A 22,656-nucleotide genomic window follows, 5' to 3' on the forward strand; every position below is an offset into this window, starting at 1 on the left:
CCGAAAGGTAGAGGGATGGCGGGCGAACAGCACTACGACGTGATCATCATCGGTACCGGTGCGGGAGGCGGGACGCTGGCCCATCGGCTGGCGCCGTCCGGCAAACGGGTCCTCCTGCTGGAGCGGGGGGACTACCTGCCGCGCGAACGGGAGAACTGGGACTCCTCGTCGGTCTTTGTCGAGGGGCGGTACCGCGCACCGGAGTACTGGTACGACCAGCACGGCCACGAGTTCCCGCCGGAGACCAACTACTACGTCGGTGGGAACACCAAGTTCTACGGCGCCGCGCTGTTCCGCTTGCGGCCACAGGATTTCGGCGAGCTCCGGCACCATGACGGCATCTCGCCCGCGTGGCCGCTGGGGTACGGCGATTTCGAGCCGTACTACACCGAGGCCGAGCATCTCTACCGGGTTCACGGCCGCCACGGTGAGGATCCCACCGAGGGGCCGGCCAGTGCGGAGTACCGTTTCGCGCCGGTCGAGCACGAGCCCCGGATCCAGCAGTTGAGCAACGACCTGGAGAAGCAGGGGCTGCATCCGTTCCACCTGCCGATCGGCGTCGACCTCGTCCAGGACGAGCACGGCCGGGCGACCAGGGAGAGCGTCTGCATCCGATGCGACCGGGTGGACGGGTTCCCGTGCCTGATGCAGGCGAAGTCGGACGCCCAGGTGATCTGCGTCGACCCCGCGCTGCAGCACGAGAACGTCTCGATGCTGACGAACGCGCACGTACAGCGGCTGGAGACCGACCCGACCGGACGGACCGTCTCGCAGGTCGTGACCGAGATCGATGGGTCAACCGTTCAGTTCAGCGCGGACCTCGTGGTCGTCGCCTGCGGCGCGGTCAACTCCGCCGTACTGCTGCTGAAGTCGGCGAACGACCGCCATCCGCAGGGTCTTGCGAACAGCTCCGACGTCGTCGGCCGCCACTACCTGCGGCACAACAACCTCGCGCTGATGGCGGTCTCGAAGGAGCCGAACCCGACCCTGTTCCAGAAGACCCTGGCGATGAACGACTGGTACTTCGGCGCCGACGACTGGGACTACCCGCTTGGCGGGATCCAGATGCTGGGCAAGTCCGACACCGAACAGGTCCGCAGCGGCGCGCCACGCTGGGCCGGCAAGGTCTCACCGGGTATGCCGTTCGAGATGATCGCCCACCACGCGGTCGACTTCTGGCTGTGCGGTGAGGACCTGCCGCAGCCGGACAACCGGGTCACCGTGCGCGCGGACGGATCGATCCAGCTGGCCCTCGACGAGAAGAACAACGTCGAGGGCGTCAACCGGCTCAGGCACAGGTTGCAGGACATGCTCGGCGACCTCGGGATGCACGAGCACCGGCTGCTCGACCACAGCATCTACCTGCACAAGGGAATGCCCATCGGCGCCACCGCTCACCAAGCCGGCACCGTGCGGTTCGGCGACGACCCGGCGAGCTCGGCGCTCGACGTGAACTGCAAAGCCCACGACCTCGACAACCTGTACGTCGTCGACACCAGCTTCTTCCCGAGCATCGGTGCCGTGAACCCCTCGCTGACCGCGATCGCGAACGCGCTCCGGGTCGGCGACCACATCCTCGACCGGCTGCGCTGAGCACCGCGCCCCGGACTGATTCGGAGAACCACTATGGCAACCGCAGACATGGACGCGCTGGTCATCTTCGGTGCGACCGGTGACCTCGCGAAGCTGGAGACCTTCCCTGCCCTGGTCGGGCTGGTCGACCGGGGCGTGCTCGACGTACCGATCGTCGGGGTGGCCAAGAGCGGCTGGGGACTCGACCAGTTCCGTGCGTACGCCGCGGCGTCGTTACAGGCCAACGGGATCGATCCGGACAGCCGCTCGGCGGCCGCCATGCTCGGCCTGTTGCGCTACGTCGACGGCGACCTCGGTGACGACGCGACGTACACCGCGATGGCCGACGAGGTCGGCACCGGTGGACGGGCGCTGTTCTACCTCGAGGTGCCGCCGCCGCTGTTCGGCCGGATCGCCCAGGGCATCGCGACCGCGGGCAAGGCCGAGGGGGCGCGAGTGATGGTCGAGAAGCCGTTCGGCACCGACCTGGCCAGCGCCCAGAAGCTCAACGCGACCATGAACCAGGTCTTCCCCGAGGACGCCATCTACCGGGTGGACCACTGGCTCGGCCTGGACCCCTTGGAGAACGTGCTGTTCGCCCGCTTCGCCAACTCGGTGATCGAACCGCTGCTCAACCGCGACCACGTGGAGAGCATCCAGATCACCATGGCGGAGAGCTTCGACGTGTCCGACCGGGGCAGCTTCTACGACCGCACCGGGGCGATCCGCGACGTCCTCCAGAACCACATGCTGCAGGTGCTCGCGAGCGTTGTGGCCGATCCGCCGGGTCGGCTTGGCGAGGCCGCCTGGCGGGCTCAGAAGACCGCGATCATCAGCTCACTGCGCCCGCTCACCACCGAAGACACGGTGCTCGGGCAGTACGACGGCTACCTGGACGTTGCCGGCGTCGATCCGCAGTCGCGGACCGAGAGCTACGTCGCGGTCCGGCTCGCCCTCGACACCTGGCGCTGGGCCGGCGTACCGATCGCGATCCGGGCCGGGAAGTGCCTGCCGGTCACCGCGACCGAGGTAGCGGTCCGGTTCCGCCGCCCACCGCAGGACTACTTCGAGCTCGGGCCGACCGCGGGCGCGAACCAGTTGCGGTTCCGGATCTGGCCGGAGAGTCAGGTCGCGTTCACCCTGACCGGGAAGAAGCCCGGCGCCGGCTGGACCCCACAGGTCGAGGACCTCACCTTCGCCGAGGCGCCGGGAACCGACCAGCGACCGTACGACCGGCTGATCGGGGCGGCGCTCTTGGGCCGGCAGGCGCTGTTCGCCGCGCAGGACACGGTCGAGGCCGCCTGGCGAGTGGTCGAGCCGGTGCTCGGTGATGCCGTCCCGGTCGTCCCGTACGCCAAGGGCAGTTGGGGGCCGAAGGAGGCCGACGCCCTGCTGCCGCACGGCGTGATCTGGCACGACCCGGCTGGATGATCCAGGAGGGCGGCCGGATGAGACTGCGGACCAGGAGCGGCGCGACGGATCGATCGGAGCCTCGCCGGGTGGTGATCGTGGGCGGGGGCTTCGCCGGTCTGTTCGCGGCGCGCGCGTTCCGGCGCGGCCGGGTGCAGGTCACCCTGGTGGACCGCGCTGCCCACCACCTCTTCCAGCCTCTGCTGTACCAGTGCGCCACCGGGATGCTGTCCGAGGGCCAGGTCGCGATGCCGCTGCGGGCGATCCTGCGCAGGTACGCCAACGTCGACTGCGTGCTCGCCGAGGTGACCGGCTTCGACGTCCAGGCCCGCATCGTCAGCGCGCGCCGGCCGACCGGCGGCGAGATCGAGTTCCGGTACGACGACCTGATCCTGGCCGCCGGCGTCCGGCAGTCGTACTTCGGGCACGACGAGTTCGCCGCGTTCGCGCCCGGCATGAAGACCCTGGCCGACGCGCTGCTGATCCGGCGCCGGGTCTTCGGTGCGTTCGAGATGGCCCAGTCGGCCACCGCTCCCGAGGAGCGCCGGCGGTGGCTGACCTTCGCCCTGGTCGGCGCCGGCCCGACGGGTGTCGAACTGGCCGGGCAGATCCGTGAGCTGGCCACGTCGACGCTGAGCAAGCAGTTCCACGACATCGATCCCACCGAGGCCAAGGTGCTGCTCTTCGACGGCGGTGACGCGCCGCTCGCGCCGTTCGGCCCGAAGCTGTCCGCCAAGGCCGCCGTCGCGCTGACCGGCCTCGGCGTCGAGCTCCACCTGAAGTCGATCGTCACCCACGTGGACCAGAACGGGTTGGTGGTCCGCGGACCCGACGGCGCGAGTACGGCGTACGAGGTGGGAACCGTGCTGTGGGCCGCCGGGGTGGCGGCGCAGCCGGTCGCCGACCTGCTCGCGAAGGCGACGGGCGCAGAGCAGGACCGGGCCGGGCGGATCAAGGTCCAGCCTGACCTCACCCTGCCCGGCCACCCGGAGATCTCGGTGGTCGGTGACGTGATGAGCCTCGACGACCTTCCCGGCGTCGGCGAGGTGGCGATGCAGACCGGGTACTACGCGGCGAAGCGGATCAGGAACGAGGTGGACGGGCAGACCGGTCCGCCGAAGCCGTTCCGGTACCGCGATCTGGGCTCCGCGGCCTACATCGCCCGCGGTCAGGCGGTCGTGTCGGTCGGCCGGGTGCACCTGAGCGGCCGGGTCGGCTGGCTGGCCTGGCTCGGCATCCACCTCGCCTTCCTGACCGGTTTCCGCAACCGGTTCGGGGCGGTGCTCAGCTGGGCGATCGCCTTCAGCCGGGAGACGCGGCGCGAACGAGCCTTCACGATGCAGCAGGTCGCGCCCGGCGGCGCCGATCTCTACCACGACCGAACAGGAGACGACCCATCATGGCCGACTACCCCCCCATCGCCGAACACGGGCTGATCGGCGACCTGCAGACCGCCGCGCTGGTGACGACGGACGGGTCCATCGACTGGTACTGCTGTCCACGGTTCGACTCGCCGAGCGTCTTCGCCGCCTTGCTCGACCAGGAGCGTGGCGGCTACTTCCGGGCCCGGGCAACCGGCACCGGCGTCACGAGCCGGCAGCTGTACTTCCCGGACACCGCGATCCTGATCACCCGGTTCCTGACCGAGGACGGCGTCGGCGAGGTCGTCGACTTCATGCCGCCGGCCGGCAAGCAGCCCACCGCGAACCACCGGATCCTGCGGATGATGCGGTGCGTGCGGGGGCGGATCGCCTTCGAGGTGGACATCGCGCCCCGGTTCGACTACGGCCGCCAGGAGCACGAGACGGAGCTGGTCGAGCAAGGGGCCGTCTTCGTGACCGAGGACCTGAGCCTGACGCTGCACTCGGTCCGGGAGCCGGCTGACGAGCGGCTGGCGCAGGTACGGCTGGACGGCGGCGACATCCACATCGACTACGAGATGTCGGCGGGCCAGGTCCGGGGGCTGGTGCTGGAGTCGGCGGCCGACGGGCCACCGCGGGAGATCGGGGTCGCGGAGTTCACCGCGATGTTCGACGACGCGGCAGCCTTCTGGCGCGACTGGCTGTCGCAGTCGACGTACACGGGCCGGTGGCGGGAGATGCTGCAGCGCTCGGCGATCACGCTCAAGCTGATGACGTACGCGCCGACCGGCGCTCTGGTGGCCGCTCCGACGGCCGGGTTGCCTGAGCAGGTCGGCGGCGAGCGCAACTGGGACTACCGCTACACCTGGGTGCGGGACGCGTCGTTCTCCGTCTACGCGCTGCTCGGCCTCGGCTTCACCGAGGAGGCGGCGGACTTCTGCGGCTGGTTGCGTGACCGCGTCCAGGAGAAGACCGGCGGGAAAGGTAGCCCGCTGAACATCATGTACCGCGTGGACGGGTCGTCCGATCTGACCGAGGAGTCGCTCGAGCACCTGGAGGGCTACCGCGGCTCGCGGCCGGTACGGATCGGCAACGGCGCCTCGGACCAGCGGCAGATGGACATCTTCGGCGAGGCGCTGGACAGCATCTACTTCGCCGACCAGCACGGAATCGAGGTCGACCACCAGACGTGGGTCGCGCTTCGGGGCCTGGTCGACTGGCTGACCGAGAACTGGGACCTGCCGGGGGAGGGGATCTGGGAGACGCGCGGCGGTCAGAAGGACTTCACCTACGGCCGGGTGATGAGCTGGGTCGCCTTCGACCGGGCCATCCGGATGGCCGCCGAACGCGGTCTGCCGGGCACCATCGGCCGGTGGGTGACGACCCGGGACACGATCTACAACCAGATCATGCAGCGCGGCTGGGACGAGAAGCTCGGGGCCTTCGTGCAGCACTACGGCGACACCGTGCTCGACTCGTCCTTGTTGCGCATGGCAACGGTCGGCGCCATCGCGCCCACCGATCCGATGTGGTTGTCGACCCTGGACGCGATGGAGGCCGAGCTGGTGGTCGACAGCCTGGTGTACCGCTACGACCCGTCCGCCTCACCGGACGGGCTGGCCGGTGATGAGGGCACGTTCTCGCTCTGCACGTTCAACTACGTCGACGCCCTGGCCCGGGCCGGCCGCCTCGACGAAGCGCGGCTCATCTTCGAGAAGATGCTCACCTACGCCAACCACGTGGGCCTGTACTCCGAGGAGATCGGCCTGACCGGTGAGCAGCTCGGCAACTTCCCGCAGGCCTTCACGCACCTGGCGCTGATCGACGCGGCCATCACCCTCGACGCCGCGCTGGATCACGCGAAGTCCAACGGCCGGTCCGCCGCGATGGGCATCCCGGCCGCGCGCCGGGCGGCGGATGCGGCGGCGACCTGACCGGAGGGACGGCTACGGCCGGGGCTCGCCCGCCTCGTCGCGGGTGCGGGCGAGCCTTCGGTCGATGGCGACTGCGATCGCGGGGTAGACAAGCACCGACAGGACGCCCGCGCCGACCAGTGCGGCGGCGTTCTCGGGGAGCATGTGGCCGGTCTCGAGCCCGATCTCGCTGAGCGCGACGAGGAGCGGCAACGCGGTCGACACGATGAAGACGAGTTCGAACCGCCGGCCCCGGGGCAGGGCCGTTCGGTACACCAGCAGCGTCGGGAGGCCGCGCACGACGAGCAGCAGCAGGAAGAACAGGAACAGCCGCGCGGGTGCGTCGAGGATGGACTGCAGGTCGAGACCCATCCCCGACGAGACGAAGAAGATCGGGATGAAGAAGCCGTAGCCGACCGCATCGAGTTTGCGCTCCAGCGTCTCGACGTTGCCGGGCGCCCATCGACGCAGGACGACGCCGGCCACGAACGCGCCCAGGACGACGTCGAGCCCGAAGTCGTTGGCGACGACGAGCAGCAGCAACAGCAACGCGACCGTCCACCGCAGCGTGGTCTGCGAGGTCGCGTGCTCGCCCTCCTTCAGGATTCGGGTGATCCGCCCGCCGCGACTCAACCGGGGCACCAGGCTCAGCACGAGCCCGAGGGCTCCCATCGCGAGGAGCGAGACGAGACCGACGAACCGGCCGTTCGACCCGAGGAAGATCGCGATCGCCACGATCGGCAGGAACTCGCCGACGGCGCCCGCGGCGAGCACGTACGGGCGGAACGATCCGCCCAGCATGTTGTTGTCCCGCAGGATCGGCAGCAGCGTGCCGAGCGCCGTCGTCGTCAGGCCGAGCGCGACCGGTACGAACGCCCTCACTGCCCCCAGTGCCGCGAGCGCCGCGACGACCGCAATGGCCAGCGCCACGGTGACCAGCCACCCGGCGACGGCGAGCCGGCCGGCCCGGTGCCGGAAGACCGCCAGTTCGAGCTCGTAGCCCGCCAGCAGGAACAGGAACCCCAGACCGACGTTCGCGAGCAAGCTGATGCTGTCCGGATCGGCCAGATCGAGCACCTCCGGCCCGATCACCACGCCGCCGAGAATGAGCACCACCACCTGGGGAATCCGCAAGCGGCCGAACAACCCGACGAGCACAGGTGTCAGGGCCGCCACCAGCACGACCACGAACAGGCTTGTCAGTCCCAGACCGAGTTCGGAGCTCATCCCACCAGCCTGACTGCCCGTCCGGGCCGGAAACCTCCCCCAGCCCGGACGATCCCACCGCGGCGCGACCTGCGACGCCGGCACCGCCCTGCTTGCCAACCGGGTTCGTTCGCTGTAATACCAGTTGCATAGCTGGTTTTACACCTGACGATTCGTCACGGTTGGGTGTGGTGTCCGATTTTCGGCCTGCGAGGACTTCCTACTCGTCAGTTGGGATGTCACACTCACTCGCCAAGACGTTGGTTGGGAACCTTCGGGGATCCGGGAGGCCGGGTGCTGGCGGCGAAGAACCTCGAGGTCGTCTATGACGACGTGATGCTGGTGCTGCGGGGCGTCGGCCTCGAGGTCCCGCAGGGACGGATCGTCGCCCTGCTCGGGGCGAACGGTGCCGGCAAGTCCACCTTGCTGCGCGCCTTCTCCGGCCTGCTCGACGTCCACGACGGCGAGGTCCGGCGCGGGTCGATCACGCTCGATGGCGAGCCGATCCACACGTACGGCGCCAGCCGGGTCGCCGCCCTGGGCATCAAACAGGTGATGGAGGGCCGGCGCATCCTGGCCGACCTCACCGTCGAGGAGAACCTCCGGATCGGCGGGCACGTCAGTCCGCGCTCGATCCGGACCAACCTGGACCGGACCTACGAGCTGTTCCCGGTGCTGGCCGACCGCCGCCGCAAGCTGGCCGGCTATCTGTCCGGCGGCGAGCAGCAGATGCTGGCCATCGGCCGGGCGCTGATGTCCGATCCGAAGTACCTGCTGCTGGACGAGCCGAGTCTCGGCCTGGCCCCGATGATCGTCCGGCAGATCCGGGACGTGATCGTGCAGATCAACCAGCAGGGTACGACGGTCCTGCTGGTCGAGCAGAACGCGGCGATGGCGCTGTCGATCGCCGAGCACGGGTACGTGCTGGAGAACGGCGCGATGGTGATGGACAAGCCCGCGGCCGAGCTGCTCGCGGACGGCGACGTACGCGAGTTCTACCTCGGCCTCGGCGCCGAAGGCTCGGCGAAGTCGTTCCGCGACGTCAAGCACTACCGCCGCCGGAAGCGGTGGCTCTCGTGACGGTGCTATTGGCGGGGCCTTCGGCGCCGGCGGGGTCATGGGGCCTTGACTCCCGGTCTTCCCTCGTCGCTCCAGTCGCTGCGCTCCCTCCGCTCCTCAGTCCAGACCGGGAGGCCCCATGACCGCGACACAGGCCAGGGAGAGCGAGAGCACGACAACGGCCGACCCGGTGCTCACGTTCGAGGATGTCGTCCTCGGATTCGAGGGGGTGACCGCCCTCAACGGCGTGAGCTTCACCGTGAACCCCAGTGAACTGTTCGCCGTGATCGGCCCGAACGGTGCCGGCAAGACCTCGATCTTCAACGTGCTCTCCGGCGTCTACCGGCCGCAACGCGGCACCGTCCGGTTCGGCGACGAGGACCTGATCGGCCGCCGGCCGCACGCGATCGCGCGCCTCGGCATCGCCCGGACCTTCCAGAACATCGAGTTGTTCTCCAACCTGACCGTGCTGGACAACCTGATGCTCGGCCGGCACCACCATCACCCGTACGGGGTCCTCGCCGCCTTCGCGTGGCTCGGCAAGGCCCAGCGCAACGAACGGGCCAACCGCCGGGCCGTCGAGGAGATCGTCGACTTCCTCGAGCTCGCCCAGTGGCGGCGACTCCCGGTCGGTCTGCTGCCCTACGGCGTCCAGAAGCGGGTCGAGCTCGGTCGCGCCCTCGCCTCCGAGCCGAAGCTGTTGCTGCTGGACGAGCCGGTCGCCGGGATGAACCTGGAGGAGACCGAGGACATGGCCCGGTTCATCCTCGACATCCGCGACGAGCTCGGCCTGCCGATGGTGATGGTCGAGCACGACATGGGCCTGGTGATGGATCTGGCCGACCGGATCATGGTGATCGACTTCGGCAAACCGATCCGCACCGGTACGCCGACGGAGGTCGCGACCGACCCCGATGTCGTCCGCGCCTATCTGGGCGAGGAGCACAAGGTGGTGGACAAGCCATGACTGGGCTTTTGGCCGGGCCTCCGGCGCCGGCGGGGTCATGGGGCCATGACTCCCGGCCTTCCCTCGTCCCTCCGGTCGCTGCGCTCCCTGCGCTCCTCAGTCCAGGCCGGGAGGCCCCATGACCACCATCGCGACCCGGGTCCAGGAGCGGGCGAAGACGACACCGCACGTGATCGCCTTGCGGGAGAAGGATCTGGGGATCTGGCAGCAGGTCAGCTGGGAGCAGTACTGGGACACCGCCGAACTCGTCGGCCACGCGTTGATTGCCCTCGGCATCGAGCCGGACGACCGGGTCGCGATCCACTCCGAGAACCGCCGTGAATGGCTCTACACCGACGTCGGCACGGTCGCCGTCCGGGCTGCCACCGTCGGTCTCTACCCGACCAACCCGGTCGCCGAGGTCGGCTACCTGCTCCGCCACTCCGGCGCGAAGGTGCTGATCGCCGAGGACCAGGAGCAGGTCGACAAGGCACTGGCGATCGACGACCTGCCCGATCTCCAGCACATCGTGTACGTCGAGCCACGCGGCATCCGGTTCCGGTACGACGACCCGAGGCTGATCGCCTGGCCCGATTTCCTTGCGATCGGCAACGAGCATCGTGAGGCGAATCCGCACGCGGTGACCGAGCGGATGGAGGAGTCCCGGCCGGACGACGTGGTGACGCTGATCTACACCTCCGGCACCACCGGCCCGCCGAAGGGTGTGATGCTGACGGCCGCGAACGTCGACTTCGCCATCCAGGAGTTGGTCGTGCGCGGCGGCTTCACCTCACCGCCGCCGTCGCCGCGCGACAGCGTGCTGTCCTACCTGCCGTTGTGCCACGTGGCCGAGCGGATCTTCAGCGGCTGGTTCGGCGCCGGGGCCGGCGTCTGCGTGCACTTCGCCGAGTCGATCGAGACCGTGGCGACCAACCTGCACGAGGTCCAGCCGACCATCCTGTTCGGGGTGCCGCGGATCTGGGAGAAGATCGCGGCCGGCGTGCAGATCCGGATCGCGTCCGCGGACCCGGTCAAGCGCCGGATCGGTGGCTACTGGTTGCGCCGGGCGGACTGGATCGGCGCCGTCCTCGCGGCGAACGGCGGACGTCATACCGCTGCCTCCAGAGCGGTCTACTCCATCGGCTGGCTGTTCTGCTACCGAGCGGTGAAGGATCGCGTCGGCCTGCGCAAGGTCCGGTACGCCGCCTCCGGAGCCGCACCGATCGCACCCGAAGTACTGCGCTTCTTCATGGGTCTCGGTCTGCCGATGCACGAGGTGTACGGCATGACCGAGAACACCGCCGTGGCGACCGCCAACCGCCCGGGCCGGGTCAAGGTCGGCACGGTCGGCGAGGCGCACAAGGGTGTCGAGGTGCGGATCGACGAGAGCACCGGCGAGATCCTCACCCGGCATCCCGGCACCTTCGCCGGCTACTGGCAGGACCCGGAGGCGACCGCCAAGGTGATCGACCCGGACGGCTGGCTGCACACCGGCGACGTGGGGGAGTGGGTCGACGGCACGCACCTGCGCATCACCGACCGGATGAAGGACATCATCATCACCGCGGGCGGTAAGAACGTCGCCCCGTCGGAACTCGAGAACGCGCTCAAGGCATCGCCGTACATCAAGGAGGCGGTGGTGATCGGCGACCGGCGCAAGTTCCTCACCGCGCTGATCGGGATCGAGCCGGACACGGTCGGCCACTGGGCGCAGGTCCATCGCCTGCCCTACTCGACGTACGGCGACCTGTCCGCGAAACCCGAGGTGATCGCGCTTGTCCAAGGGGTCGTGGATGACGTCAACCAACGGTTCGCCACCGTCGAGCAGGTGCGGTCGTTCCGGCTGCTGCCGAAGCTGCTCGATCACGAGGACGGCGAACTGACCGCGACCCAGAAGGTGAAGCGGACAGCCGTCGCCACCGCGTTCGCCGGCCTGGTCGAGTCCATGTACGCCGGGGGTGTCCGGTGAACGAGTTCGTCGCCACCGTCGTCCGCGGTCTCGGCAACGGGTCGATCTACGCCCTGCTGGCGCTGGGATTCGTGATCGTCTACAAGTCGATGCGGGTGATCAGCTTCGCCCAGCCGGCGTTCATGATGGCCGGTGCGCTGCTGGTCGGCTACCTGGTGCTGTCGATGAACTTCTTCCTCGCGGTCCTGGTCGCGCTGGTGCTGACCGCATTGCTCGGCATGGGAGTGGAACGGCTGGCATTGCGGCCGATGATCGGCAAGCCGGTGTTCGTGATCGCGATCATCACGCTCGGCGTCGACATCGTGATCCGCACGGTGGTCAACTCGTTCATCGGCCTGGACATCCGGCAGATGGGTGATCCGTGGGGGCTCAAACAGGTCGACGTACTGGGTGCCAAGATCGATCAGCGGCACCTGGCCACGCTGGTGACGACGCTGATCGTGGTGGCCGCGCTGTTCGCGTTCTACCGCTGGTCGCGGACCGGTCTGGCGATGCGGGCGGCCTCGTCGGACCAGGAGGTCGCACTCGCACAGGGCGTCTCGGTCGGGCGCGTGTTCTCGCTGTCGTGGGCGCTCGCGGCCGCGCTCGCCGGGCTGGCCGGAGTGTTCCTGTCGACCGGCATCGGGCTCGAGCAGAACCTGTGGCTGACCGCGCTCAAGGCGCTGCCGGTGATCATCCTCGGCGGCCTCGATTCCCTCGGTGGAGCGGTGATCGCGGGCCTCACGATCGGAGTGGTGGAGGCGCTGGTCGGTGGGTACGGCGGCGACCTGCATCCCCTCCTCGGCGGTGACTTCTTCCTGGTCGTCCCGTACCTGCTGATGCTGCTCGTCCTGTTGATCAGACCGTACGGCCTGTTCGGCACCAGAGAGGTGGAGCGGATATGAGTCGGCCACTGCTCTACCTGTCGTACAAGCAGGACATGGCGTTGCTGAACACGCCGGCGAAACGGGGGTGGACGCTCGTCCTCGGGATTCTCGCGGTGTCGCTGCCGTTCATGCTGACCGACGACCTGCTCGTCGTCCTGGCCACGGCGTGCGCCGCGTCGATCGGGGCGATCGGGCTGAACATCGTCACCGGGTACGGCGGTCAGGTGTCGCTCGGTCATGCGTTCTTCCTGGGCGTCGGCGCCTACACCGCGGCGGCGCTGTCGGGCGATCCGGACAGCACCCGGCTGATCGGGTTCGGCATCACCTCGCTGCCGGTCTGGTTGCTCGCGGCCGGACTGGTCGCTGGGCTGGCCGGGCTGATCGTCGCGCCGCTGGCGGCCCGGCTGCGCGGGTTGTACCTGGCCGTGGTGACACTCGGGCTGGTGTTCATCGGGGAGCACGTGTTCAAGCACTGGAGTGAGCTCACCGGGGGAGTCGGGGTCGGGCGGCCGGCCGCCGTACCGGAGTTGTTCGGGTTCCAGTTCGCGGTCGACGGGGCGATGTTCACCAAGGCGCAGAAGCTCTACCTGCTGATGCTGATACTGCTGGTGATCTTCGGCGTCCTGGCCCGGAACCTGGTCCGGTCCAGGACCGGCCGGGCCCTGGCCGCGGTCCGGGACCGGGACCTGGCCGCCGAGGTGATCGGGGTCGACGTGACCCGGTACAAGATGATCGCGTTCGCGGTGTCGTCGTTCTACGCCGGCGTCGCGGGCGCGCTGCTGTACGTGATGATCGGCTTCGTCGAGCCGGGGTCGTTCAACCTCGGGATGTCGGTGCAGTACATCGCGATGGTGCTGATCGGCGGTGTCGCCACCATCTCCGGATCGGTGCTCGGCGCGCTGTTCATCACCCTGTTGCCGAGGGTCACCCGCGAGCTTCCGGCCGTGCTGCCGTTCATCGGCAGCAGTTCGGCGGCCGGGGGCATCACGGTCTTCCAGGTCGAGACGATCCTCTACGGCCTGTTGATCATCGGCTTCCTGATCTTCGAACCGCGGGGGCTGTTCGGGATCTGGATCCGGATCCGCACCTATTGGAAGTCGTGGCCGTTCTCGCACTGACCCTGCGCCCCAGGGCCCGCGCCGACTGGCCGGAGAAGGAGTATCGATGAGCGTGCACAGGGGAATCGTCATCGCGCTGGTGGCGGCGATGGTCTTGGTCGCGGGGTGCCGGAACGACGCCCCGGAGACGCAGGAGGCCGGCTCGGGGGTCAAGTTCGACGTCGGGGTCACGGCCGAACCGTGTCCGGCCGCGGTCGACAAGTCCAAGGGCTGTATCTACCTCGGCTCGATCTCGGACCTGACCGAGGGTCCGTTCAAGGCGCTCGGCGTACCGATCACCGAGAGCCAGAAGTCGTTCTGGCAGCGGGTCAACAAGGCCGGCGGGATCGGTGCCTTCGAGGTCGACGCGACCAAGTACATCAAGGACAACAAGTACAACCCGCAGATCCACAACGAGGTGTACGCCGAGATCAAGCCCGACGTCCTCGGACTGGCCCAGACCCTCGGTTCACCGACCACCGCCGCGATCCTGGCCGACCTCAAGTCCAGCAGCATGATCGGCGTACCGGCCTCCTGGACGTCGGCCTGGGCGTTCGAGGACGTGATCCTGGAGTCGGGCACGAACTACTGCTTCGAGTCGATGAACTCGGTCGACTTCGCGGTCGAGACGCTCCAGCCGAAGACCGTCGCCGCGGTGCACTTCCCCGGTGACTACGGTGACGACGCCGCGGCCGGGACGAAGATCGCGGCCGAGGCCAACGGGCTGACGTTCACCGACATCCCGACCGCGCCGGGGCAGGAGAACCAGGGTGCGGCGATCCAGAAACTGATCGCGGCCAAGCCGGACCTGGTCATCCTGACCACCGGCCCGACCGAGGCGGCGACGATCGTCGGCGGCGCCGCGCAGAACGGCTTCAAGGGACAGTTCATCGGCACCAGCCCGACCTGGAACCCGGCCCTGCTGAAGAGCCCGGCCGCCCCCGCGCTGACCGCGCTCTACCGTCAGTCCGGGCCCTGGGCGCCGTACGGCACCGACACACCCGGCCACAAGGCGCTGGCCGAGTCGATCGACCAGGCGACCTTCAAGGCCGCGCCGAACGACGGATACACGGCCGGCTGGGTCTGGTCGTACCCGCTGAAGGCCGCGCTGCAGAAGGCGGTCGAGTCCAAGGACCTCACCCGGGCCGGGCTGCTGGCCGCGGTGAAGTCGCTGCAGACCGTGGACTACGAAGGGATGCTGCCGGCCGAGGCGGGCCGGTTCACCGGTGAGCCGAACGAGCGCGTCTTCCGGGCCAGCATCATCTCCAAGGTGGACCCGACGGCCCCGACCGGCGTGAAGGTGGAGCGCGACTTCTTCACCGGCAAGACGGCCCAGGCGCACGAGTTCACCAAGCCCTGCTACCAGTGATCTAGGTCGAGGTTGCCGGCCGGGTGGACCCTCGTGGTCCACCCGGCCGGGCCCTGCTGAGCGCTTTCTTGGGCGCTCTCGTGGGCGACCTATTGGGCGACCTCGAACAGCTCGTTGAGCTGGGTGTTGAGCTTCGTCAGCGAGCTGACCGGCGAGCTGCCGATGTAGACGGCGTCGAAGCGTGGCGCCATCAGCGCCGCGATGTCGGCCGCGTTCGTCGTCACCGGGAACAGGAACGTCGTCTTGTCCCCGACCTGCCGGGTGAACGGGGTGACGTCGAGCTGACGCTCGGACTTGTTGTAGGCGATCGCCAGTTCGGTGCCGGCCGGCCTGGCCGGGAAGACGACGCCGGACTCGCCGATGATGTTCTGGCACTCCGCGCCGGACAGGAACTTCACCCACTTCGCGGCGTTCTCGGGCTGCTTCGACAGCGTCGTGACCGAGTCGGCCAGGCCGTTGAACATCGACGCCCGTTTGCCGCTCGGCCCGATCGGGGTCGGTGCGAGCCCGATGTCCAGCTTCTTGCCGGCCGAGTCGGTGAGCTTGGTGAAGGTGGAGATCATCCACGACCCGCTGAGGCCCAGGACCGCCGTACCGGACTGGATCTGCTTGTCCGTTCCGATCGCGTTCGCGCCGCCGATCTGCTCGTAGCTGGGCATGTAGCCCTTCTGCACGAGACCGAAATACCAGCTCAGCGTGTCCTGCAGCACGGCGTCGTCCAGGTTGAACTTCGTGCCCCACGGGTTCTTGTCGGTCGCCTGCCAGCCCGCGCTGCCGGTGAACGCCGACCATTGCGTCTGGCCCCAGCCACCGCCGCCGGAGCCCTCCGAGGCGAGGCCGTGCGTCTTCACGTTGGACTTGTCGAAGCCCGGCTCGTCGCCCCGGACGCCCTTGGCGTCGATGGTGAGATGTGCGACGAGCTTCTCGAAGGAGCCGCCGTCCTGGGGGTTCCAGTCGAGGGTCTCCAGCTCGGCGGGATCCACACCGGCCGCCTTGAGCGCGGCGCTGTCGTAGAACATGGCGATCGTGTCCCAGTCCTTCGGGGCGCCGTACCGCTTGCCGTCCTGGCCCTTCCACAGCTCGGCCAGGCCCTCCTGGTAGTCGCCGTCCTCGATGTCGCTGGTCGGGCCGAGGTCGTCGAGGGGGCGGAGGACCTTCAGATCGACGTACTGCGCGAACTTCGACAGGTGGTCGGTGAAGACATCAGGTGCGGTATCGGCGATGAAACCGGCCGTGAGCTTGGACCAGTAGGCGTCCCAGCCGTACTGCGAGATGTTGATCTTCAGGCCGGGGTTGGCCTGCTCGAACGCGTCGGCGCACTTCTGGTAGCCCGGCTGCTGGGCAGAGTCCCACAGCCAGTACTCGATCGCGCCGTCCGCGCTGCTGCCACTGGTACCGCCGCAGGCGGTCAAGGCGCTCACGGTGAGTACGGCGACCGCGGCGGTCCGGATCCGTTGCCGGAAGGTGATCATGCCGGGCCCCTCACTTGATCCCGCTGAAGCCGATGGAGTTGACGATGCGTTTCGCGAACAGCATGAACAGCAGCAGCATCGGAAGCGCGGCGACGAGGGTGGCCGCCATCAGGCCGGCCCAGTCCGGCCCGGTCTGTGGGGTCTGCGACTTGAACACCCCGAGCGCGACGGTGAGCACCCGGGACTTGTCGGTGTAGCTGACCATCAGGGCCCAGAAGTACTCGTTCCACGCCGCGATGTAGGTGAGGATCGCCAGCGTCGTGATCGGGGCCACCGACATCGGCAGGATGAGCCGGAAGAAGACCCTGACCTTGGAGGCGCCGTCCATCAGCGCGGCCTCCTCCACCTCGCGGGAGATGCCGAGGAAGAACTGGCGCAGGAAGAACACTGCGAACGGCGTCATGAACATGGTCGGCAGGGAGATCCCGAGCAGGGTGTCCACCAGACCGAGTTGCTTGATCAGCACGAAGTTCGGCAGCAGCGTGAAGATCGCCGGGATCATCAGGCCGGCCAGGAAGAAGGCGAAGACCTTCTCCCGGTGCTTCCACTGCAGCCGTGCGAACGCGTACGCCGCCATCGCGGAGAAGAACACCTGCCCGACGGTGATGAGGGTGGCGACGACGACGGAGTTGAACAGGTAACGCCAGAAGTTGATCGCCTGCCCGGCACCACCGGCATCGATGGCCTCCTGCCCGGTCTGCAGGCCGAAGACCCGCTCGAAGCCGCCGGCCGAGGTCTGCACCGGCAGCAGGCTGTCGGACCCCGCATAGAGGGCGTTGTTGCTGGACAGCGCGGTGCGCAGCATCCAGTAGAACGGGAACAGGCTGACGAGGATCACCAGGATCATGAAGGTCCAGGCGAGCGCACGACCGGCGCTGAACTGGTACGGCTTCTTCGAGGTGGCCGCGGGTTCCCTGACAACTGTGGGCGGCGCGGTGGCGACCTTCGGAGTGGTTTCGGTGGTCATGGTCGCCTCCTCAGGCCAGGTCGGAGGACTCGGCGCGGCTGAGCCGGTACTGGACGAACGTCACGATCACCAGGACGACGAGCAGCGCCACCGACATGGCCGACGCGTAGCCGAACTGGAACCGGCTGAACGCCACGTCGTAGATGTAGTACTGCAGCACCCGGGAGGAATCGACCGGTCCGCCGCGGGTCGCGATCGCCACGGTGTCGAAGACCTGGAACGAGCCGACCACGGTGATGATCAGGACCAGCGAGAGGATCGGGCGCAGCAGCGGCACCGTGATGCTGCGGAACATCCGGACCTCGCTCGCGCCGTCGATGCGGCCCGCCTCGTAGACGGTCTCGGGGATCATCTGCAGGCCGGCGAAGATCAGCAGCGCGGTGTAGCCGACATGCCGCCAGACATTGATGAAGGCGATCGTCGGGATGACCCAGGCGCTGTCGGACAGGAACGGGATCCGGTCGAGCCCGATCGAGGCGATGATGGTGTTCCCGATGCCGAGCTGGTAGTCGAGGATCCAGAGGAAGACCATCGCGGCCACCACGTTCGAGACGAGGAACGGGGTGAGCACGATGCCGCGCAACCAGGTCCGCTGCGTCAGCCGCTGCATCATCACCGCGATCACCAGGGCGAGCACCGTCTGGAAGCCGATGTTCAGGATGACGTAGTAGAGCGTCACCTTCAGCGCGTTCCAGAACACCGGGTCCTGGACCATCCGGATGTAGTTGTCCAGGCCGTTGAACTCCGGCGGCGTGAGCAGGTTGAACTTCGTGAAGCTGAGATAGATCCCGCGCAGGGTCGGCCAGACCAGGAAGACCAGAAAGCCGATCAGGGCGGGAAGGATGAACAGCAGCGCCAGACGGGTGTCGTCGCGCGGACCGCTCCTGGCGCGTTCGGCCCGCACCGGCCGAATCGTGGGTGTGGTGACCATAGCTCTCCTTCGCCCGGGGACTGCGAGAGCCGGGGTCTGGGGCTATTTACAGTCAGATTGAAAATAAGCCCGGAGAGCCGATGTGACAAGGGTCACAGGCCCTGTTTGTAAGCTGGGCGGATGGTGACTGGCGCGTCGGAACGACCGGCCGGTGAGCGGGGGCTGACCGCGGGGGAGCTCGCGGTCACCCGCCAGCTGCTGATCCACGGGCCGGCGACCCGCGGTGACCTCGGTGACCGGCTCAACATTTCCTACGCGTCGATGTCCCGGCTGGCCCGGGCCCTCATCCTCGGCGGCATGGCCTCCGAGGACCTCGAGCCGGCGGCCGCGATCGGCCGGCCCCGCCAGATCCTGACGGCTGTGCCCAGCGCCCGGCACGTCGTCGGCGTCAAGCTCACCGGCGACACCGCCTACGGCGTCGTCTGCGACATGTTCGGCGAGGTCAGGGCGACCGCGCGGGCAGCCCTGCCCCGGCCCGGGGAGGGCGGTGCTGTCCCGGTCGCGCCCACGGTGAAGGTCATCGCCCAGCTGACGAACAGGCTCGCTCCGAAGGTGCCGTCCGTGGACGGCATCGGGGTGGCCGTCGGTGGGGTGGTCGCGGACCGTTCGATCGTGCGGGAAGGGACCTTCCTCGGCTGGCGGGACGTCGATCTCGCCGGGCCACTGCGGGACCGGACCGGTCTGCCGGTCATCGTCACGAACGACGTCACCGCGCTGGCTCGTGAGCAACTCTGGTTCGGCGCCGGCCGGACGCATTCGACCTTCGGCATCATCACCGTCGGCGCTGGTCTCGGCGTGGGTGTCGTCCGGGAGGGGATCGCGCTCGAGGAACTGATCGACAACGGTCATCTGCTGGCGCACGCCCCCGTCGACAGCAGCGGCCCCCGGTGCAGCCTCGGCCACCAAGGGTGCGTGGCGGCCTATCTCAACCGGGAGGATCTCGAGCGTCACGCCTCGGCGGCCGCCAACTGCCCGGTCACCTTTGACGACCTCGTCCGGGCCCGGGCCGCCGGCGATCAGGACGCCACCCGCCGGCTCGACGGCGCCGCCCGGGCGCTCGGACACGTGGTGGCCTCGTTCGCGGGCGCGCTCCAGACGACCTGCATCGTGCTGGGTGGCGAGGACGTCGCCGCCTTCACCGACTCACCGGCGCTGCAGGAAGCGATCGACGACCGGCTCCGCCCGGGGCCGTTGGAGACCCAGCGCTGCACGCTCGACCTCCTCACCACCCCGCTGACCTTCACGGACTGGGCCCGTGGTGGAGCGGTGGCAGGCATTCAGCACGTCCTCGGCGCCTAGGCACAACGGGAAGGCAATACGGCGCGCGGTTCGCCTTGTCGTTGTCTGTTGTTCACCGTACGTTCATCGGTGACCGGCAGATCTTTTCCGCCCACGAGGAGGCCGTACCGTGTCCGTTGAGAATCCCCTGTCCCGAAGGCAGTTCGTCGCCCGAGCAGCCGCCGCCGGTGTCGCGGTCAGTGTCGCGGGCTCGGTCGAGGCGCTGTACACCGCCCAGCCCGCGCTCGGCACCTCCGGCCCGAAGATCGGGTACGGACCGCTGATCGAGGACCCGAACGGCATGCTCGACCTGCCGCGCGGGTTCAGCTACAAGATCCTGTCCCGGGAGGGCACCGTCCGTCCCGACGGCCTGAAGACGCCGAGCCGGTTCGACGGTATGGGCGCCTTCTCGGACCGGCACGGCGGCTCGCGGCTGGTCCGCAACCACGAGTGCAGCCCGACCGCCACGATCAAGGTGGTCGCGCCACCGGAGCGCACCTACGACCCGGGTGGCGCCGGCGGCACCAGCACGCTGGTGGTGGACCGGCACAACCACGCCACCCAGGAGTACGTCAGCCTGGGTGGTACGGCGATCAACTGCTCCGGCGGCATCACCCCCTGGCGCACCTGGCTGACCTGCGAGGAGACCGAGGCCAAGGCCGGCGACCCGGCCGGATACACCAAGGACCACGGCTTCATCTTCGAGGTCGACCCGTACGACGACCGCCGCAACACCAACCCGACCCCGCTGACCGCGATGGGCCGGTTCCAGCACGAGGCGGTCGCGGTCGATCCGGCCACCGGGATCGTCTACGAGACCGAGGACGCGTTCGTCGCGCCGCTCGGCGGGTTCTACCGGTTCCTCCCGAACCGTCCGCGCGGCGGCTGGGGATCGCTGCGGGCAGGTGGGGAACTGCAGGCGATGTACATCCCGGGGCTGCCTGACCTGTCCGTCGTCCAGGAGGCGGGCACCGAGTTCGGCGGGGTGCAGTGGATCAAGGTGCCGGACCCTCTGGCCACGACCGAGTCGGTCCGCGCGCAGGACTACGGCAAGCCGATCACCGGCGGCTACAAGCTCGAGGGCTGCTGGTGGGGGACGCGGGACCGCTGCGTGTACTTCGTCTCGTCGTTCGCCCGGACCGAGCTCGGCCCGAAGGTCAACCACGACGGTCAGGTCTGGCGGTTCGACCCGCGGAAGACGACGCTGCGCCTCGAGGTCATCTTCACCCGGCCGGCGCCCGGGTCGGACGACCCGGAGTTCGACGCCCCGGACAACATCACGATGTCGCCGTACGGCGGGCTGATGATGTGTGAGGACGGGCTCGGCGAGCAGCACATCCTCGGTACCACCGAGGACGGCGAGGTCTTCAAGTTCGCCCGCAACCGGGTGAACAACGGCACCCCGGAGGACCCGGAGTTCGGCGAGCTGGCCGGGGCCGGCTTCTCCGCCGACGGCCGGACGATGTTCTTCAACGTCTACACGCCGGGGATCACCTACGCGATCACCGGACCCTGGCGCCGGAGGAGGTAGTCGCCAGGAGTCACAGCGCCGCGACGTACACCCACGCACCGTTCTCGCGGACGAAGCGGCTGAGTTCCTGCTGGTGGCCGGGCCGGCCGTCGAGCTGATAGCCGGCCCGGAACTCGACCGTGCCCTCGGTGTGGAAGGCACTTCCGTCCGTGGTGTTCAGGATCTCGAGTCCGGTCCAGCGGATGTGGTCGTCCAGGTGCAGGTCGGCCGGACGGGTGGCCGACGACCAGGTGCGGAGGAGGTACGCCGCGTCCCCGACGACGAAGGCCGAGTAGCGCGAGCGCATGAGTTGTTCCGCGGTGGCGGCCGAAGCGCGGCCGTCGTGGAGGCGGCCGCAGCAGTCGGCGTAGGACATGCCGAGCCCGCACGGGCAGGGGAGAGCGCGTTTGGCCATGGACAGATTGTGACCGGACCCGGGCGGTGGTGGTCCGCCCGGGCCCGGTCAGGGGGTCTTCGTGGGCTGTGCGTCAGCGGGTTTCGATGACGATCCCGGCCTCCATCTCCAGTACGCGGTGGTAGTCGGCGTCGAGGGTGGCCGGGTCGCTGTGGATCAGGATGACCCAGGCCAGGCAGGTGAACAGGTCGACGGTCTCCGGTACGACGGCGTCCTCGTCGTACAGGATCTTCATCCAGTGGAACGACTTCAGCGCGTCGATCCCGTCGAACACCTCACGGTTGCGGAAGTACCCCTCCCGCAGTGCGATCACGAAGATGCCGCGCAGGTGCTGGACCAGGTCGAACCCGTCCCGGACCTCACCGCGGACGCGATGGGCGACGGTCCGCTTGATGTGGTTGTCGCCGGTGGCCAGCTCGCTGACCATCTGGTGACCACCGCCGGCGGGCCGGGCCGCGACCTCGATCAGCCGCGGGCCGTCCGCCGTCATCATCACCTCGACGTGACCGCAGCCGATCCGGATGCCGACCGCGTCGAGCACCTGCTGGGTGTACGGCCACAGCGCCTGCACCTCCGGGTCGTCCTCGGCCAGGAAGTCGATCCGCCGGTAGATGCCGATCTTGTCTCCGCGGCCGACCTTCGTGTAACGGCACACGTCGACCAGCGCGTGCTTGCCGTCCACGCTGTACGTGTCGACCAGGTACTCGGTGCCCTCGGCGTACTCCTGAATCAGTACCGCGTCGTTGGTCAGCCCCATCTTGTTGGTCCGCCCGAGTACCCGGTCGAACCGCTCCCGCCAGTCGCCGTCCTCGAAGACGACGTACACCTCGTCACCCGCGGCGCTCTTCGGCGGCTTGATCACCAGCCGCTCCCCGAGCAGGTCGTTCTCCTTCAGCCATGTCTCCGCCTCGGCCGGATCGGCGGTCCGGAACTGCCGCAACCGCGGCACCCCCGCCGCGGCGAGCGCCTGCGCCATCTCCCATTTGTCCCGCCGTGCCGAGGCGAGCTCCGGCACGTTCCCGGTGCCGGGCACCAGGATCTCGATCAGCTGGTCAGACAGCTCGACCCCGCTCTCGGCTCCCGGTATGAGGTACTCCGGCTCGTACTGCCTCAGCTCGTTCGCCAGCGCTTGCACGTCGCCGGTGAAGTAGTGCACGTGCTCGAAGTCGTCCGGATGCCAGCTGGCTGTGTACGCCGGCGGCGGCTCGGCACCGCTCAGTACGGCGACCGGCAGCCGACCGGCCTCGCGGAATGCAGCCGGATATTCCTGTCCCGTGGACAGTGGGTCCACGATGATCGTGTAGTTGCTCATGGC

The 22,656-nt window shown here is 68.6% G+C and carries 18 protein-coding genes; 12 read left to right on the forward strand and 6 right to left on the reverse strand.

Annotation, left to right across the window (positions count from 1 at the left end; genetic code table 11):
- Nucleotides 1–15: 15 nt before the first annotated feature.
- Genes ACGFIF_RS03965 through ACGFIF_RS03980 form a run of 4 tightly spaced genes read left to right on the forward strand, consistent with a single transcriptional unit; the run spans nucleotide 16 to nucleotide 6,277 of the window.
- Entirely contained in the window at nucleotides 16–1,593 is a 1,578-nt protein-coding gene (locus tag ACGFIF_RS03965; protein ID WP_393151155.1) for a GMC oxidoreductase, read from the forward strand.
- Nucleotides 1,594–1,626: 33 nt separating this feature from the next.
- Complete coding sequence (gene zwf, locus ACGFIF_RS03970; RefSeq protein ID WP_393151157.1) at nucleotides 1,627–3,003, forward strand: glucose-6-phosphate dehydrogenase; 1,377 nt, start codon at nucleotides 1,627–1,629, stop codon at nucleotides 3,001–3,003.
- A 17-nt stretch (nucleotides 3,004–3,020) separates the two neighbouring features.
- A complete protein-coding gene (locus ACGFIF_RS03975) occupies nucleotides 3,021–4,418 on the forward strand; it encodes an NAD(P)/FAD-dependent oxidoreductase (protein WP_393151159.1) in 1,398 nt (465 codons plus the stop codon).
- Nucleotides 4,382–6,277 carry a glycoside hydrolase family 15 protein gene (locus ACGFIF_RS03980; protein ID WP_393151161.1) on the forward strand — a complete coding sequence of 632 codons (1,896 nt, stop codon included), beginning with the start codon at nucleotides 4,382–4,384 and terminating at the stop codon, nucleotides 6,275–6,277. The genes ACGFIF_RS03975 and ACGFIF_RS03980 overlap by 37 nt, the downstream gene beginning before the upstream one ends.
- Nucleotides 6,278–6,289: 12 nt before the next feature.
- On the opposite strand, the gene ACGFIF_RS03985 is transcribed toward ACGFIF_RS03980, so the two are convergent.
- A complete protein-coding gene (locus tag ACGFIF_RS03985) occupies nucleotides 6,290–7,483 on the reverse strand; it encodes a cation:proton antiporter (RefSeq protein WP_393151163.1) in 1,194 nt (397 codons plus the stop codon).
- Nucleotides 7,484–7,756: 273 nt separating this feature from the next.
- On the opposite strand from ACGFIF_RS03985, the gene ACGFIF_RS03990 reads away from it, so the two are divergent.
- The 6 genes from ACGFIF_RS03990 (at nucleotide 7,757) to ACGFIF_RS04015 (ending at nucleotide 14,768) form a co-directional block, all read left to right on the forward strand.
- On the forward strand, nucleotides 7,757–8,542 hold the full coding sequence (locus tag ACGFIF_RS03990) for an ABC transporter ATP-binding protein (RefSeq protein WP_393151165.1): 786 nt from the start codon (nucleotides 7,757–7,759) through the stop codon (nucleotides 8,540–8,542).
- Between the two features lie 118 nt (nucleotides 8,543–8,660).
- Nucleotides 8,661–9,488, forward strand: coding sequence for an ABC transporter ATP-binding protein (locus ACGFIF_RS03995; RefSeq protein ID WP_393151167.1), 828 nt, complete (start codon nucleotides 8,661–8,663; stop codon nucleotides 9,486–9,488).
- 118 nt (nucleotides 9,489–9,606) lie between these two features.
- Nucleotides 9,607–11,436 (forward strand): AMP-dependent synthetase/ligase, encoded by a 1,830-nt coding sequence (locus tag ACGFIF_RS04000; protein ID WP_393151169.1) that lies wholly within the window; start codon nucleotides 9,607–9,609, stop codon nucleotides 11,434–11,436.
- Nucleotides 11,433–12,320 carry a branched-chain amino acid ABC transporter permease gene (locus ACGFIF_RS04005; RefSeq protein WP_393151171.1) on the forward strand — a complete coding sequence of 296 codons (888 nt, stop codon included), beginning with the start codon at nucleotides 11,433–11,435 and terminating at the stop codon, nucleotides 12,318–12,320. The genes ACGFIF_RS04000 and ACGFIF_RS04005 overlap by 4 nt, the downstream gene beginning before the upstream one ends.
- The gene (locus ACGFIF_RS04010) at nucleotides 12,317–13,420 is read left to right on the forward strand and encodes a branched-chain amino acid ABC transporter permease (RefSeq protein WP_393151173.1); all 1,104 of its coding nucleotides are present in this window, start codon (nucleotides 12,317–12,319) and stop codon (nucleotides 13,418–13,420) included. The genes ACGFIF_RS04005 and ACGFIF_RS04010 overlap by 4 nt, the downstream gene beginning before the upstream one ends.
- A gap of 46 nt (nucleotides 13,421–13,466) precedes the next feature.
- Complete coding sequence (locus ACGFIF_RS04015; RefSeq protein ID WP_393151175.1) at nucleotides 13,467–14,768, forward strand: ABC transporter substrate-binding protein; 1,302 nt, start codon at nucleotides 13,467–13,469, stop codon at nucleotides 14,766–14,768.
- A gap of 89 nt (nucleotides 14,769–14,857) precedes the next feature.
- Here the strand turns inward: ACGFIF_RS04015 and ACGFIF_RS04020 are convergent, their stop codons facing one another.
- From ACGFIF_RS04020 to ACGFIF_RS04030, 3 genes are read right to left on the reverse strand one after another with little or no spacing between them, the layout of a single operon-like run.
- Nucleotides 14,858–16,240, reverse strand: a complete 1,383-nt coding sequence (locus ACGFIF_RS04020) for an ABC transporter substrate-binding protein (protein WP_393151177.1) — start codon at nucleotides 16,238–16,240, stop codon at nucleotides 14,858–14,860.
- Between the two features lie 10 nt (nucleotides 16,241–16,250).
- A complete protein-coding gene (locus ACGFIF_RS04025) occupies nucleotides 16,251–17,207 on the reverse strand; it encodes a carbohydrate ABC transporter permease (protein WP_393151180.1) in 957 nt (318 codons plus the stop codon).
- Between the two features lie 10 nt (nucleotides 17,208–17,217).
- Nucleotides 17,218–18,138 carry a carbohydrate ABC transporter permease gene (locus ACGFIF_RS04030; protein WP_393151182.1) on the reverse strand — a complete coding sequence of 307 codons (921 nt, stop codon included), beginning with the start codon at nucleotides 18,136–18,138 and terminating at the stop codon, nucleotides 17,218–17,220.
- 120 nt (nucleotides 18,139–18,258) lie between these two features.
- Between ACGFIF_RS04030 and ACGFIF_RS04035 the strand changes: the two genes are divergently transcribed.
- The gene (locus ACGFIF_RS04035; RefSeq protein ID WP_393151184.1) at nucleotides 18,259–19,437 is read left to right on the forward strand and encodes an ROK family protein; all 1,179 of its coding nucleotides are present in this window, start codon (nucleotides 18,259–18,261) and stop codon (nucleotides 19,435–19,437) included.
- Between the two features lie 109 nt (nucleotides 19,438–19,546).
- On the forward strand, nucleotides 19,547–20,947 hold the full coding sequence (locus ACGFIF_RS04040; protein WP_393151186.1) for an alkaline phosphatase PhoX: 1,401 nt from the start codon (nucleotides 19,547–19,549) through the stop codon (nucleotides 20,945–20,947).
- Nucleotides 20,948–20,957: 10 nt separating this feature from the next.
- Here ACGFIF_RS04040 and ACGFIF_RS04045 read toward each other — a convergent pair whose 3' ends face one another.
- Nucleotides 20,958–21,341, reverse strand: a complete 384-nt coding sequence (locus ACGFIF_RS04045) for a YchJ family protein (protein ID WP_393151188.1) — start codon at nucleotides 21,339–21,341, stop codon at nucleotides 20,958–20,960.
- Nucleotides 21,342–21,414: 73 nt separating this feature from the next.
- Nucleotides 21,415–22,653, reverse strand: coding sequence for an ATP-grasp domain-containing protein (locus tag ACGFIF_RS04050; RefSeq protein WP_393151190.1), 1,239 nt, complete (start codon nucleotides 22,651–22,653; stop codon nucleotides 21,415–21,417).
- Nucleotides 22,654–22,656: the final 3 nt, after the last annotated feature.

The sequence above is a fragment of the Kribbella sp. NPDC049174 genome (assembly GCF_043197365.1).
GTDB lineage: Bacteria > Actinomycetota > Actinomycetes > Propionibacteriales > Kribbellaceae > Kribbella.

Bases quoted from the DNA above. Each gene is read 5' to 3' on its own strand.
- ACGFIF_RS03965 (WP_393151155.1), top strand. From the start codon at position 16: ATGGCGGGCGAACAGCACTACGACGTGATCATCATCGGTACCGGTGCG.
- zwf (WP_393151157.1), top strand. From the start codon at position 1,627: ATGGCAACCGCAGACATGGACGCGCTGGTCATCTTCGGTGCGACCGGT.
- ACGFIF_RS03975 (WP_393151159.1), top strand. From the start codon at position 3,021: ATGAGACTGCGGACCAGGAGCGGCGCGACGGATCGATCGGAGCCTCGC.
- ACGFIF_RS03980 (WP_393151161.1), top strand. From the start codon at position 4,382: ATGGCCGACTACCCCCCCATCGCCGAACACGGGCTGATCGGCGACCTG.
- ACGFIF_RS03985 (WP_393151163.1), bottom strand. From the start codon at position 7,483: ATGAGCTCCGAACTCGGTCTGGGACTGACAAGCCTGTTCGTGGTCGTG.
- ACGFIF_RS03995 (WP_393151167.1), top strand. From the start codon at position 8,661: ATGACCGCGACACAGGCCAGGGAGAGCGAGAGCACGACAACGGCCGAC.
- ACGFIF_RS04000 (WP_393151169.1), top strand. From the start codon at position 9,607: ATGACCACCATCGCGACCCGGGTCCAGGAGCGGGCGAAGACGACACCG.
- ACGFIF_RS04010 (WP_393151173.1), top strand. From the start codon at position 12,317: ATGAGTCGGCCACTGCTCTACCTGTCGTACAAGCAGGACATGGCGTTG.
- ACGFIF_RS04015 (WP_393151175.1), top strand. From the start codon at position 13,467: ATGAGCGTGCACAGGGGAATCGTCATCGCGCTGGTGGCGGCGATGGTC.
- ACGFIF_RS04020 (WP_393151177.1), bottom strand. From the start codon at position 16,240: ATGATCACCTTCCGGCAACGGATCCGGACCGCCGCGGTCGCCGTACTC.
- ACGFIF_RS04025 (WP_393151180.1), bottom strand. From the start codon at position 17,207: ATGACCACCGAAACCACTCCGAAGGTCGCCACCGCGCCGCCCACAGTT.
- ACGFIF_RS04030 (WP_393151182.1), bottom strand. From the start codon at position 18,138: ATGGTCACCACACCCACGATTCGGCCGGTGCGGGCCGAACGCGCCAGG.
- ACGFIF_RS04035 (WP_393151184.1), top strand. From the start codon at position 18,259: ATGGTGACTGGCGCGTCGGAACGACCGGCCGGTGAGCGGGGGCTGACC.
- ACGFIF_RS04045 (WP_393151188.1), bottom strand. From the start codon at position 21,341: ATGGCCAAACGCGCTCTCCCCTGCCCGTGCGGGCTCGGCATGTCCTAC.
- ACGFIF_RS04050 (WP_393151190.1), bottom strand. From the start codon at position 22,653: ATGAGCAACTACACGATCATCGTGGACCCACTGTCCACGGGACAGGAA.